The following is a 13,445-nucleotide window of genomic DNA, read 5'->3' as shown; positions in this document are numbered from 1 at the left end:
TCAGCTCACCTTCTTCTTCCTGAGGCCGTCCTTCTGTTGCAGCCAGGGGACGCCGGTCGTGATCCATTCCGGGGCCGGCTCCCCCTTCAGGTAGTGCGCGAACCACTGAAGGATGCGGCTCTGGTAGTCACGCTGGTTCGGCTCCCGCGCGAGCCCGTGGTTCTCCCCCTCGTAGACGAGCATCACCATGTGCTTCCCCGCCCGCCGGGCCGCGTTGTAGAACTCGACCCCCTGGTTGAACTCCACGGCGCCGTCCTCCGTCCCGAACTCCATCAGGAGGGGCGTGTTGAGGTTCTGAATGTGATGGAGCGGAGAGTTGTTGAAGTAGGAATCCCAGTCCTCCCACCACGGCACCTGCATGCGGCCCTGGCTGATTTCGAAGATCCGGGCGTCGGTCCCCCCGGAGTTCCAGTAGAAGGAGAGGTACATGCTCATGAGGTTCGTGAGCGGCGCGCCCGCCACCGCGGCCGCGAAGAGATCGTCCTGGGTGACGAAGAACGTCGTCTGATATCCGCCCCACGAATGGCCGATGAGTCCGACGCGGTCGGCGTCGATCATCCCCGTCTCGACCGCCGCCGCCACCGCCGGGCGCAGCGTCTCCACGTTCGACTGTCCCGGGCGCCGGTCGCGATAGACGATGTCCGGCTGGAAGACGAAGTACCCTTCCTGGCTCCAGGTCTGGATGTTGTAGTAGCTCGTGGGATCCGGAACGACGTACTGGTGGAGACTCTGCGAGAGCAGTTCATAGTGGTACACGATCATGGGATATGTCCGATCCGGATCGTGGTCGGCCGGATAGACGAGCGCGCCCTGGAGGGGGCGTCCCCATTCATTCTCATAGTCGATGAGTTGCGTGCGGCCCCAGGCGTAGTCGTCCTGGAAGGGGTTCGTGCGGGTGACCTGCCGCACCTCTTCCAGATCCGGTCCGGCGACGAAGTAGTCGGGCGAGTCGTCGAACCGTTCGCGGCGGAAGGCGTACACGTCGGCATCCTCCGCCTTGAGCAGGCCGCCCGCGAAGCGGGCGTCGGCCCAGATCAGCGGCTCCGGCGTTTCTCCGCGGCGGCCGCGGGAGAAGCCGGCCTTCTTGGTCCACTCGCCGTAGGTCGAGTAGTAGAGCGGTTCATCCGCAGCGAGGGCGTCGGCGTCCCGGTCGATCCGCACGACGCGGTACCGGATCGAGTCTTCCGCCCCGTTCGTGAGCCGCCTCCCGCCCGACCCGTCCGGGTTCACCTCCCACACGTCGAAGCGGTCGTTCACGAGCAGCGCCGCGTCGTCCTCCAGCCAGCCGGCGATGCCGAAGGGCGGCATCTGCTCCCGGGTCGGCGTCCGGTCGAGGTCGACGAACGTCCCGCCGAGCCCGGACGTCACGTTGCGCGTCTCGCCGGTGGCCAGATCGTGCGTCCAGTAGTCGGCGTCCTCGAACCAGACGGCGTAGCGTGCGCCGGGGCTCGAACCCATGTCGATCGTCACCCGCTCCCGAACCAGTTCGCGGCGCCCCGTTCGCGCGTCGACGGCGTAGAGGTCGTGGAACTGCTGGCGGAACATCGCGTTGACGTCGTACGGCGTCTCGTCGCGGGCCAGCACGTGGCGCCCGCCCTCCGCGATCTCGACCTGGTCCGCGTGGTCGCCCCCCAGAAGGAGGAAACCGCCATCAACCAGATTCCAGGCGCCGAGATCGTGTTCCTGCCGCAGCCGGTCCTCGCGCACGCGCTGCTGGGGGATCGGATCGACATCGAGCGAGTGCCAGACCTCGACGCCGGGGCTCTCCTCCTCGTCGCGTTCGGGCCCGTTTTCGTCTTCGTCCGCCTCGCCGTCTTCCCCTTCGCCCTCCTCTTCCGCGTCTTCGGCGGCGGTCTCGACCGGGATCCGCTCCTGGAGACCGAGGAAGATGGTGGAACCGTCGTCGGACCAGGAGGGGACGCGGTGTTCGACGAGCCGGGTGCCTCCGGGGAGTTCCGAGGGTTCCCGCGGGTCGAGCGCGAACGACCGGGGGCTGTCGGAGTCCAGGTCGCGCCACGCGAGAGCCACATGGGCGGTGTCCTCGTGCAGTTCATCCTCGAACGTTTTGAGGACGGCGAGGTCCGGAGCGCCCTCGCGCCATGACAGCTCCCGGTAGGTCGCCTCGTCCGCGTCGAGCGAGCGGATGCGACCGGATTCCGGATCGTACAGCCGGACTCCGTTGCCGACCCGACCCTCGGCGTCGACGGTCATGGCCAGCAGGCTCCCGTCCTCCTGCCAGGCGAATGCCGCAACGTTGCCGAAGCTCATCGACCCGCCCCGCGTCAGATCCCGAACCAGGACGTCGGCGCCGTCGCTCCCGCTCTCCTCGGGGCCGTAGCGGCGGAGCGCCAGGTATCTCCCGTCATCGGAGAAGGAGAACGACTGCATCGCCTCGATCTCCTCCTGCTCTCCCGCCCGCAGGTTGAGGAGTCCCGTGCCGTTGCGGACGGGGTCCCCCCTCTCGCGCAGTCGCTCGCGCTCGTCCGGGGAGACGCCGATGGCGTACGCGAGCCAGTTTCCGTCCGCGCCGAACTCGGGGCGCGAGCCTTCCGCGACGACGACGACCGAATCGGAGTCCGTGCGGTGGACTTGAAGCTCCGAAGTCTCGTCCACGCGACGGACGACGACGGCGAGCCAGAGTCCGTCCGGCGAAAGCGACGCCTGGCCCAGGCGTTCCCACTGGTCGTAGTCGTCCGCTGCGAGCGTCGGCTTGTCCTGCGCGTCCGCCCTCTCGGGAACCAGGCCGGCGGCGGTTCCGAGCGCGATGGCGAGGATGGTCGTGATTCCTCGGGGAATGTTCCTCATCTCTCGATCTCCTGACTTGCGGGCGCCGCCCCACGGAGTATCCGGCGGGCGGCCACGGGTCCGCGACCCCGCAACATGCACCGGAAACGGGAGTCCCGGGCAAGGGTACGCGCCCGGTCGGGGCCCGAAACGCGGCGACGAAGAACTCACGGACATCGAGGTGGCGTGACGAGTTGGGCCGCGCGGGTCCAGATGGCGTCGAACATGGGCTCGGTGAGCGTGCCGGTGAACGTGTTCTGCTGGCTCGGGTGATAGGAGCCGATCAGCAGGCGGCGCCCGATCTCGACCTCCACGCCGTGGCCGAATCGGGGCGCGGGCCGCGGGACGGCTTCCCCGCGTTCACGGAAGATCCTCAGGAGCGCGGAGAACGAGAACCCGCCCAGCGCGACGATGACGGGGGCGTCGTCGAAGAAGTCCAGTTCGCGCTCGAGGTAGCCCCGGCACCGTTCGCGCTCCCCGGCGGTGGGCTTGTTTCCGGGCGGGGCGCAGCGCACGGCGGCGGTCACCCAGGCGCCCCGGAGCACCAGTCCGTCGTGCCGGGCGGTCGAGTCGGGCTGCGAGGCGAACCCGGCGCGGTACAGCGCGCGGTAGAGCCAGTCGCCGGATCGATCGCCGGTGAACATGCGCCCGGTCCGGTTGGCGCCGTGCGCGGCCGGGGCGAGCCCGACGATGAGGAGACCCGCGGCCGGATCGCCGAACCCCGGCACCGGACGACCCCAGTACGTGTCGTCGCGGAAGGCGGCCCGGCGTTCCCGCGCCACCCGCTCGCGCCACTCGACGAGCCGCGGGCACTTCCGGCAGGCCGTGACCTCCCGCTCGATCGCGGCGAGGACCGGGTCCGTCAAGCGCCGCCTGGCCGCGGAAGGCCGTACTTCAGCCGGTAGAGCACGGCTTCGAGCCGCTGCGACCAGCGGACCGGGGCCGGGAAGCTGGCCCGGTGCAGCGTGGGAACCTTCACGGAGCGGACGCCGGCCAGGTTCGCCGACGCGATGTCCGTGAAGTACTGATCCCCCACCATCAGCGCCGCCGCCGGACGGTCCGCGACACCCAGCTCCTCGAGCGCGGCCCGCACGAGTCGGCGACTCGGCTTGCGGATCGGCCGCAGGTCTCCGGGGGACCCGTCGCCAGCGGACGAAGCCGCCGCCGCGCCGGGGCCGCGCCACGACTCGCGCGGGCCGCGGCGGACCCGGAATGCCGCCCCCGCCCCGGTCTCGTATCCGAGCATCACCGGGATCGCGGGGAAGATCTCCCCCAACTCGGCGAAGCGCGCCTCCTGGCAGTTGGAGACGATCGCGTGCCGCAGCCCGGGCGCCCGCAGCAGATCCTCGAACCCGGGCGCGAGCGCGGGGTCCACCCGCCCGGCGTGGTGCGCCATCAGCGTCCCATCCACGTCCCACAGGACGGCCTCGACGCCCAGATCGCGCAAACGCCCGGCGCTCAGGCCGTTCACCGAATCGAGGTGGAACGTCGGCCGGATCCTGCGCGACATGCTCGCGAGCCGCGGGAGGAGCCGCCGCGCCGTCTGCATCCAGGTCGCCTTCATCGGAGCGCCCTCAAGGGGCGTCCCGCGCCATCGGCGGCGTCAGTTCGCCCCCAGGATGGGATCCTTCTCTCCGATCATCTCCCAGCGGCCGAGGACGATGGGGATGACCCCGATGTCGTAGAAGGCATCGAAGAACCGCATCACGCTGAACTCTCCGCCCTCCTGGATGGCGTACTCCGAAAGCAGTTCCTCGATCTGGATCTTCCCGGTCACGTAGCTCGTCCCGTACCCCGGCTGCCGCAGGTAGAGGCTCTGCTCGCCGCGCACGAGGGCGCCGTCCGGGAGCCACCCGCGCGGCGTCCATTTCATCGCGTGCGCCACCGCCTCCTCCATGTCGAAGACCTCGCCGTGCAGGTAGAGGCCGCTCAGCGCCCGCGCCGCCCGCTGCGCCAGCATGATCCAGGTGAGTTCCCGGGAGCGGGGCGAACCTTCGAGCAGCCCCAGGTGCATGAACATCTCCTCCACCCCCGTGGCGAGTCCCTCCGAACGGGAGTCGAAGATGTTGTAGAGGGATGGCGTGGCCCGGATCGGGCTCGCGTGCGGGGCCACCCGCATCTGCGCGAGTTCGATCCAGTGGTGCATGTGCGGCCGAAAGGCGTCCGGGTCGCGGTAGTTCACCTCGGAGAAGAAGTTCCGGATCTCGCCGGGTTCGGCCGGCGTGAAGCTCCCGTTCACGGCGCGGAGGGCCGGGTCCATCCACTCCGCCGTCGTCTGTACCTCCTCCTCGTCCAGGAAGCGCATGTAGCGGTCGACGGACTCGTTCAGCCTCCGGTCGTATTCCTCGGCCGAGGCGATGCGCTCGAGTTCGGGCAGGTGCCGGTTGCGGTTTTCCTCCAGCCGCATCGAAGCGTGGGCGCGGGCGAGTTCCCGCCGCATGATCGTGACCTGTTCCTCCCACGAATACGGGACGAGGTGCACGTTCTGCATGTACCACGTGTAGTTCTCCCGTCCCACCCCGGAGGGTCCGGTGCGCGAGGGCGCCTCCTCCTCCAGCCAGGCGATGAACGCCTCCGAGGCGGCGCGGGCGTCGGCGATGGACCCGTCGAGCGCGGCGCTCGTCCCGGCCACCTCCGCCGCAAGGTCGTCGAGGTCCCGCACCTGGCCCCGAAAGGCCCGGGGGCCGGCAAGCCAGAGGTCGCGCGCGTTCGAGTCCGCGAGATTATCGCGCGCCTGCTCCAGGAGCGCCGGGATCGCGCCGATGCGACCCGCGAGTTCGGCGGCATCCGCCTCCGACAGCGGATAGTCGTAGGTCCAGAGGTCGATCCAGCCGTGGATGACCGGCCCCTCGTGGGCCGGCACGTCGCTCTCCGCCGCGAAGATCGTCACGTAGAAGGCGGGGTCGCGCGCCCAGGGGCGGCGCACGCGGTGATCGAAGTCGAGTCCGTTCATCTCGGCGCGGACCAGGTGCCAGTCGATCTGCTCCGGCACGGACCAGCCCTCGGGGGCGCCGTTGCCCAGCCTCGCCTGCCAGCCCGGGAGTTCCTGCTGCTGGCGAGCCATCGCCGCCGCCGAGTAGTCGGGCACGCCGTCCATGAACTCCGGGCGCTCGAACTCGCGCCACTCGTCGAACAACGCGACGAGGTCGGCGTGCGAGTCCGGACCCGCCATCGCAACCGAATCCTCCCGATCCGGCGCTACCTGCACGAGAACGAAGGCGAGGGCGAGAACGGCGATTCCCGCAAGGATGAACGATGGACGGAGTCGGCTGGAAGCCATGGTGCCTCCTTGAGGGTGTAACCCGCGGATCGTCTGACACATTATGATACGTGGTGTGGAGTCTCAGAAATCCGCGAGCCACAACAGAGCGTGGAGGCGACCATGAAAGCTCCGACTTCGTTGATCGTTCCGGGGGTCCTCGCAGTCCTTGTTTCGGCCGGCTCGGCCTCGGCCCAGGAACCGCCGGACACGGTCGTCGTGATCCCGGAACTCGATGTCGTGGTGGGGTCGCGGGCCGGTGTCGCGGACCCGGCCACGCTTCCCGTTCCCGTGGATATCTACGGCGCCGAGGAAATCGCGCGCATGGGAGAGATCGACCTTGCGGAGGTGCTCGGCCGCATCGCGCCCTCCTTCAACTCCACGCGGTTGTCCGCCGGCGATGGCGCGGCGCTCCACGTGGCGACGCTGCGCGGAATGAACGGCGACCAGGTGCTCGTCCTGGTCAACGGCAAGCGACGGCACGGAGTCGCCTTCGCGAAGGTGCTCGCGGCGGCCGGGCAGGGGACGACGGGCACGGACCTGCGTGCCATTCCGGTCCACGCCATCAAACGGATCGAAGTCCTGCGCGAAGGTGCAGCGTCACAGTACGGTTCGGACGCCATCGCCGGCGTGATCAATATCGTGCTCAAGGACGACGCCAGCGGGGTCAGCGCGGCCACCTTCCTCGGTCGAACATCGCGCGGTGACGGAATGAGGCTGTTCACTTCGGCCAACGCCGGAGTCCCGCTCGGAGACGGCTTCTTCAACGTCACGATGGAGGTCGCGCGGCAGGAGGTCACGAACCGGGCGGGCCTGGCCCCTACCTGCTTCGGTCCCGATCCGTCCTACGGCCCCTGTGCGGACGGCGGGAAGGTCATCCAGCTGCAGCGAAACGGCGAACCCGACTACAGGGGCGCGGCGTTCATGGCCAATGCGGCGGTCCCCGTCGGCGAATCGGCCGAATTCTATGCCTTCGGGGGATACTCCGGTCGCGAAGCGGTTTCGGACGGCCTGTACCGCAAGGCGGACTGGGTGCCTCGCTCGGTCAGCTACGTGTATCCGGATGGCTTCTTCCCGGTCGAGGAGTCGGACCTGATGGACAAGTCCGCCGTGGCGGGATTGCGCGGCGACGTGGGCGAGTGGTCGGGAGATCTCAGCCTCGGGTTCGGACACGGCCGGTTCGCCTTCGGCGCCGAGAATTCGATCAACCCGTCCTACGCGGCCGAGTTCCTCGCCGGGAATCCCGGGGCCGACGGAGCCTCCATCGCGGCCAACGCCGGACCGCGGAACACGTTCAGCGGCGGGCTCAACGTCAGACAGTGGACGCTGAACGCCGACGCGACGCGGGAGATCGAGGTGGGTTCGACCCCGGCGTTTCTGGCGGTCGGCGGAGCGTTCCGGAGGGATTCGTACTGGATGGAAGCCGGCGACCGCGCCTCGTGGGCGTGTGGACCGAGCGATACGCCCGGCAGCTTTCCGGCGGCCCATCACCAGAACGATGGGACGGTCTACGCGAGCTGCGGGATACAGGGCTACCCCGGCTACAGCCCGACTTCCGCCAGGCTGAGCGAACAGGATCGCAACAGCGTCGGAGCGTATGCGGACATGGAGTTGCGTTCGCCGAGCGGGCGCACGCTGGGTGGCGCCCTCCGTTTCGAGCACTACACCGACGCCGGAAGTTCGCTGACCGGCAAGCTGGCCGGCCGCGTGGAGCTGGGCGAATCCGGCGCCGCGCTCCGCGCCGCGGTTTCCACCGGTTTTCGGGCACCGCGACTCCCGCAGCGGGGCTTCAACACGATCGGTTTCGTGGGCGGCAGCGAGGGTCTGGTGAGCGCCGGCTTCCTGCCCGAGGGCGATCCGATCGCGTGCTCCGACTTCGGCGCCTGTTCGCTGGGCCACGAGACATCGCTCAGCTTCACGGGCGGACTCGTCTACTCCAACGACGCCGGCCTGCTGGTGACGGCGGACTACTACCGTGTCGCCGTCAACGACGCGATCGCCCTGACCCAGAGCCTCAATCAGAGCCACGGGCTGCGGCCGGGCGCGCAGTTCCAGGGTCGGCCGGTGGACGCCGTGGCGTTCTGGACCAACGCGATCGACACGCGCACGCAGGGATTCGACGTGGCGGCGACCTGGCGCTTTCGCGGGATGGACTGGGGGGCCGCGGACCTGTCGGCCAGCCTGCACCGGAACAGCACGAAGATCACCGCCAACCGCAACGAGGACTTCATCGGAGACACCCAGCGGACCCTGATCGAGGATGCCCAGCCCGGAAGCCGGATCGGCGTCAGCGCCGATATCCGTCTCGCGCAGGGTCTCGGGGCGCGGTTCGGCTTGAACCACATCGGCTCCGTCACGACCCCGTTCATCTTCGAGGAGAACGTCACGATCGACGCGGCGACCATCGCCGACCTGGAGGTCAGCTTCCGGGTGGGAGACCGCATCCGGGTGGGCGTCGGCGCCAACAACCTGCTCGACCGCCTGCCGAACCGGCTCCCGGACGACGCCGTGGCCCAGCTCTGGACGATGGAGTACCCCTCGGAGTCGCCCTACGGCGTGGCGGGACGCATCTGGTACGTGCGGGTGAACCTGGTCGGGAACTGAGCGCGGCCACGAGACGGGGGGCAGCCACGAGAGGTGGGCGGATCGGAATGACCCCGGCTGGACTCGAACCAGCGGCCTCGGGATTAGGAATCCCGCGCTCTATCCGCCTGAGCTACGGGGCCGTGCCGGGAAACTAGCGGGCGGGCCGGAGGGCGGCCAAGATTGCCGTCCCATGGAACCTGTAGACACGCTTATTCTCGGCCCTCTCGTCGTCACGATGGACGCCGGGGAACGGATTCTCGAAGCGGGCGCCGTCGCGGTGCGAGCCGGCAAGATCGTCGCCGTCGGGACCCACGAGGAACTCGCGGGCTGCGACGCTACCGAGACGATCGACGCGACGGGACGCCTCCTCATGCCGGGGCTGGTGAACGCGCATACGCACCTGGCCGACTCCCTCTTCCGGAGTCTCGTGGAGGAGTTGCCGCTCGAGGCCTGGCTGGAGCGTCTCTGGATTTCCGAGCGCGAGTTCGTCAGCCGCGAGAGCGTCGAACTCGGGGCGCGGCTCTCGCTGGCGGAGATGCTCCGGAGCGGGACGACGTGCGCGCTCGACATGTTCTGGTTCCCGGAGGCCGCAGCCGACGCGGCGCTGGGAGCGGGCTTCCGGCTCGTCACCGGCCCGATTTTCTTCGACTTCGACGGACCCGACGGCGTCTCCGTGGAGGACCGGATCGCGACGGGCGAGCGCTGGCTGGAGCGCTACGCGGAGGAGCCGCTGCTCACCCCGTGCGTGCAACCGCACAATGCGCTCACGGTGTCGCCGGACGGTCTCCGGGCGGCGCGTGACCTCGCCGATCGTGCCGGGACCCTCTTCCACACGCACTGCTCCGAGACGGCCACCGAGGTGCGGCAGACGATCGAACGTTTCGGGCATACGCCGGTCGCGCACCTCGATGAACTCGGGATCCTCGACGCGCGCACGGTGCTCGCGCATTGCGTCCACCTGGACGACGACGACTTCATGCGCCTTCGGCGCGCGGGGGCGGCGGTCCTTCACAACCCGCTCTCCAACCTCAAGCTGGGTTCCGGCATCGCGCCGGTCGCGCGCATGCTGGAAGAGGGGATTCCGGTGGCCCTCGGCACGGACGGGCCGGTGAGCTCGAACGACCTCGACATGTGGACCGCGATGCGCTTCGCGGGACTGTTGCAGCGGGGCGTTCACATGGATCCGGTCATCACGCCCGCTCTCGAAATCGTCCGCATGGCGACGACGGTGGGGGCGGAGGCGCTCGGGCTGGGAGACCGCGTGGGACGCCTCGCGGAAGGCTACCGGGCCGACCTCATCCTCATCGACCTTGACCGCCCGCACCTGACGCCGATGTACGACGTGTACGGACATCTCGTCTACACGGTGGGCCGCGACGACGTCCGCTCAGTGATGGTCGATGGGCGCTGGGTCATGCGCGACCGGACGCTCGAAACGATCGACGAGGCCGCCGTCCTCGCCGAGATGGAGCAACTGGCGGTCGAAATCGAGCGCCACGCCGCCCGCCTCGAACCCGCCTGAGTCAGGGGGAAGGGACGATTGCGGGGAGGATGCGGTCCTGGAGCGCGGTCCAGCTGAAGAGTTCGGGCTGCTCGTGGAGCGTCCAGCCGTTGAAGACGGAGATGAGATCGTGTTCGGGCACGATGTGGATGAACTGGCCTCCGTATCCGTTTCCCGCGAAGACCCGCGTTTCGCCGTCCTCGTGCACCGGTACCCACCACTGGTATCCGTAACCCGTGTCGGGCCGGTCGTTGTCGGGGGCCACGTCGGGCACGACGGGTGAGGTCGAGGCTTCGACCCATTGCCGGGAGACGATCTGCCGGCCGTCCCATTCCCCGCCCCGGAGCATGAGGTAGCCGACGCGGGCGAGGTCGTGGGTGGAGAGGTAGAGGCCGCCCTCGCTGTCGACTTCGCCGTCGGGGGCGATCTTCCAGTAGTACTCGTCGATCCCGATGGGACGGAACAGGCGTTCCTCCGCCCACGCGTCGAGCCGCTGTCCGGTGGCCCCGCGCACGACCTTCCCCAGCAGGACGCTCACGCCGTCGTTGTAGTCGAAGCGGGTGCCGGGATCCGTTCCCACCGGTTGCGCGACGACGTAGTCGATCCACCGGTCGCTCGCCTCCAGGACCGCGGTGGGGTGCGCCTCGTCCTCGTAGGTCTGGCCGGGCACCGCCCAGTCGATCCCGCTCCGCATGGTGAGAAAGTCCTCCAGCGTCGTGACGGCGCGGCGCGGATCGGCGAGATCGACGCCGTACGCCTCGAACCAGGGCCAGGCCGACGCTTCCACGCCCGGGATGTGGCCCTCGTCCACGGCGATGCCGAACGCGACCGAGGTCACGCTCTTGGTCACGGACTGGAGCGAGTGCAGGTCCGTGTCCCGGTAGTACGGGTGCCACGACGGGTGATCGTAGTTGTATTGGTGGTCCGCCGTGTCCTCCTGCGCGGCGAGAAGTTCGGCGTACCGGGCGCCGTGGTCCCAGCGCCGGTCCGCGATCACGCGCCCGTTGCGGATGAGGAGAAACTGGTCGATGAGACCGTAGCGTCCGGCGTCGATGTCGGCGATCAGCGAGTCGATCGCGGCCGGGTCCACTCCCTCCGCTTCCGCTGTGGAAACGGGCCACATCTCTCCGGGCCAGCCGGGCCCCTCCGCCTGCGGCGCACAGGCGGCGAGGACGATGCACGTCGCAAGCGGGACTATTCGGCCGAGGAGGTTCACGTCCGGTCCTTTACGTTCGGTCAACGGAGGGCGGCGGCGACGTTGCCTCCGTCCACGGTGAGGATCGCACCCGTCGTCGCGCGGGCGAGGGCCAGGGAGACGAAGGCCCCGGCGACATCCTCGGCCCGGACCTCCCGGCCGAGGAGGTTGCCGCGCATGTAGGCGTCCTGGCTGACGCCGCGGGCCTCGGAGCGAGACGCGATCATCTCATCGGTGAGCACGCCGCTCCGGATGCGGTCGGCGTTGACCCCGTTCGACCGGATGCCCTCCCACCCGTGCTCGATGGCGTACTGGCGCACGAGTCCGAGGGTCGCCGCCTTCGGCAGCCCGTAGGGTCCGAAGTCCGGGCCCGGGTTGACGGCCTGCTTGGAGACGTTGAAGAGGAGGCAGCCGCCCGTCCCCTGGGCGCGCATCGTACGCACGGCCGCGCGCGTGACGCGCTGGTGGGCGAAGAAGTTCAGCTCGAAGCTCTCTCTCAGCACGTCGTCCGTCACGTCGGCCATGGGACCGCGCCATGCCGCCCCGGCGTTCGAGACGAGGATGTCGACGCCTCCGAAGCGGGCGGCGACGATGCCGAAGGCGCGGTCGACGGACGCGTCGTCCGTCACGTCGCATGGGACGGCGAGCCCCGCTCCGGCCGCGCCGGCGGCGTCGAGCGCGGGGCCCGGGAGGTCGAAGAGGGCGACCTCGGCGCCGGCGGCCCGGAACGCGGCGGCGGTGGCCCGGCCGATCGCGCCCGCGCCGCCCGTGACGACCACGACGTGGCGGGCCAGCGCCTTCTCCTTCGCGCCGGCCAGTTTCGCCTGTTCGAGCGACCAGTACTCGATGTCGAAGAGCTCCGCCTCGGTGATGCTCTCGAAGCGGTCCATGCTCTCCGCGTCCGTGATGACGTCGACCGTGGTCTCGGCGAGGTCGGCCGCCGCCGCCGCGGCCCGGGCATCGCGGCCGCTGGCGAACAGACCCACACCCGGCACCAGGATCACGCGCGGACTCGGGTCGAGCATGCGCTTCGTCCCGCCGTAGCGCGGGTTGTGGCGTTCGAAATAGACGGCATAGGCCTCCCGGTACGCGTCCACGGAGGCTCGCGCCCCTTCGGCCCAGGCGGCGAGGTCGCCGGCGGGGGGCGCGGGGAGCACGACGGGGAGCGGCTTCGTGCGGATCGCGTGGTCGGGCGTGACGGTGCCGACCTGGCTGTAGCGCGACAGCTCCGAGCCGCCGACGTAGGCGAGGATGGCCGGGCTGGCCCTGTGCTCGAGGATGAAGCGCTCGAATCCTCCGCCGTCGCCGTCCCGCCGGTTCGCCAGCATGCCGCGGACGGTCGGCGCAATCTCGCTCGCGGAGGCGACCGCCCGGGGCATCGCGGCGGCGGCGAACACCGTGCTGCGCCCGCGCTCGATGCGCGCTTCGGCGAGGCTGACGAACTCGATCATGCGTTCGTACGCCTCGTGCGCCGTGTCCCCGAACGTGAACAGCCCGTGCTTGAGGAGGACGAGCCCTTCCGCCTCCGGGTGGGCGTCCGCCGCCGCCTTCGCGGCCTTCGCCAGATCGAAGCCGGGCATGATGTACGGGACGATGGCGGCGCGGTCGCCGTAGACGTCGCGGCAGATCTCTTCGCCGTGCGGCTGGTCCGTGAGGACGAGCGCCGCGTTCGCGTGCGTGTGGTCGATGAACGTGCGCGGCACCCACGCGTGCAGGAGCGTCTCCACCGACGGGTTCGGCGCCTTCGAGTCGAGCAGGTTGCGGCGCTGCAGGTTCACCATGTCCTCGTCGGACAGGGCGTCGATCTCCGCCAGCCCCAGAAGTGGATCGAGTTGCACCGCGGGGAGGCCGGGCGGCTCGATCGTCCCCATGTCCCACCCGCTCCCCTTCACGTACAACACGTCGAGTTCCGTCCCGGTCACGTCGCGCGCCCGGCCCTTGACCGACGTGTTGCCGCCGCCGTGCATCACGAGTCGAGGCTCGGACCCCAGGAGCCGCGTCGTGTACACTCGCAGCGCGAGGTCCTCTCCGATGCCGTCAGCGGCGTACCGTTCGACGAACTCCGCCGCCTCGCGCTCGCTCCACGCGCTTTTCATCTCTTGAGATTCCGCGATCCGGGG

8 protein-coding genes and 1 tRNA gene are annotated in these 13,445 nt (G+C 69.6%); 2 read left to right on the top strand and 7 right to left on the bottom strand.

Features of this window, described 5'->3' with window-relative positions:
• The 4 genes from ACOGI9_RS00280 to ACOGI9_RS00265 all read right to left on the bottom strand — a co-directional run bounded on the left by ACOGI9_RS00280 (position 1) and on the right by ACOGI9_RS00265 (position 6,064).
• Positions 1-2,805, bottom strand: a complete 2,805-nt coding sequence (locus tag ACOGI9_RS00280) for a prolyl oligopeptidase family serine peptidase (RefSeq protein ID WP_419857925.1) — start codon at positions 2,803-2,805, stop codon at positions 1-3.
• Between the two features lie 146 nt (positions 2,806-2,951).
• Positions 2,952-3,650, bottom strand: coding sequence for a uracil-DNA glycosylase (locus tag ACOGI9_RS00275; protein ID WP_419857924.1), 699 nt, complete (start codon positions 3,648-3,650; stop codon positions 2,952-2,954).
• Entirely contained in the window at positions 3,647-4,348 is a 702-nt protein-coding gene (locus ACOGI9_RS00270) for an HAD hydrolase-like protein (protein ID WP_419857923.1), read from the bottom strand. Before ACOGI9_RS00270 ends, ACOGI9_RS00275 begins: the two co-directional genes overlap by 4 nt.
• A 39-nt stretch (positions 4,349-4,387) precedes the next feature.
• Positions 4,388-6,064 (bottom strand): DUF885 family protein, encoded by a 1,677-nt coding sequence (locus ACOGI9_RS00265; RefSeq protein WP_419857922.1) that lies wholly within the window; start codon positions 6,062-6,064, stop codon positions 4,388-4,390.
• Between the two features lie 102 nt (positions 6,065-6,166).
• On the opposite strand from ACOGI9_RS00265, the gene ACOGI9_RS00260 reads away from it, so the two are divergent.
• Entirely contained in the window at positions 6,167-8,647 is a 2,481-nt protein-coding gene (locus ACOGI9_RS00260; RefSeq protein ID WP_419857921.1) for a TonB-dependent receptor plug domain-containing protein, read from the top strand.
• 48 nt (positions 8,648-8,695) lie between these two features.
• On the opposite strand, the gene ACOGI9_RS00255 is transcribed toward ACOGI9_RS00260, so the two are convergent.
• Positions 8,696-8,769 (bottom strand) — tRNA-Arg (locus tag ACOGI9_RS00255).
• A gap of 50 nt (positions 8,770-8,819) precedes the next feature.
• Here ACOGI9_RS00255 and ACOGI9_RS00250 point away from each other — a divergent pair.
• Positions 8,820-10,151, top strand: coding sequence for an amidohydrolase (locus ACOGI9_RS00250; protein WP_419857920.1), 1,332 nt, complete (start codon positions 8,820-8,822; stop codon positions 10,149-10,151).
• Between the two features lies 1 nt (position 10,152).
• On the opposite strand, the gene ACOGI9_RS00245 is transcribed toward ACOGI9_RS00250, so the two are convergent.
• The gene (locus tag ACOGI9_RS00245) at positions 10,153-11,370 is read right to left on the bottom strand and encodes a serine hydrolase domain-containing protein (protein WP_419857919.1); all 1,218 of its coding nucleotides are present in this window, start codon (positions 11,368-11,370) and stop codon (positions 10,153-10,155) included.
• Positions 11,367-13,421: a bifunctional aldolase/short-chain dehydrogenase gene (locus tag ACOGI9_RS00240; protein WP_419857918.1), complete on the bottom strand. Its 2,055-nt coding sequence runs from the start codon at positions 13,419-13,421 to the stop codon at positions 11,367-11,369. Before ACOGI9_RS00240 ends, ACOGI9_RS00245 begins: the two co-directional genes overlap by 4 nt.
• Positions 13,422-13,445: the final 24 nt, after the last annotated feature.

The sequence above is a fragment of the Candidatus Palauibacter irciniicola genome (assembly GCF_965208695.1).
In the GTDB taxonomy this organism is placed as follows: domain Bacteria; phylum Gemmatimonadota; class Gemmatimonadetes; order Palauibacterales; family Palauibacteraceae; genus Palauibacter; species Palauibacter irciniicola.
Note: the sequence above shows the minus strand (reverse complement) of the source record. Positions and strands in the feature narration are given on the sequence as shown.

Bases quoted from the DNA above. Each gene is read 5' to 3' on its own strand.
- ACOGI9_RS00280 (WP_419857925.1), bottom strand. From the start codon at position 2,805: ATGAGGAACATTCCCCGAGGAATCACGACCATCCTCGCCATCGCGCTC.
- ACOGI9_RS00270 (WP_419857923.1), bottom strand. From the start codon at position 4,348: ATGAAGGCGACCTGGATGCAGACGGCGCGGCGGCTCCTCCCGCGGCTC.
- ACOGI9_RS00265 (WP_419857922.1), bottom strand. From the start codon at position 6,064: ATGGCTTCCAGCCGACTCCGTCCATCGTTCATCCTTGCGGGAATCGCC.
- ACOGI9_RS00260 (WP_419857921.1), top strand. From the start codon at position 6,167: ATGAAAGCTCCGACTTCGTTGATCGTTCCGGGGGTCCTCGCAGTCCTT.
- ACOGI9_RS00250 (WP_419857920.1), top strand. From the start codon at position 8,820: ATGGAACCTGTAGACACGCTTATTCTCGGCCCTCTCGTCGTCACGATG.
- ACOGI9_RS00240 (WP_419857918.1), bottom strand. From the start codon at position 13,421: ATGAAAAGCGCGTGGAGCGAGCGCGAGGCGGCGGAGTTCGTCGAACGG.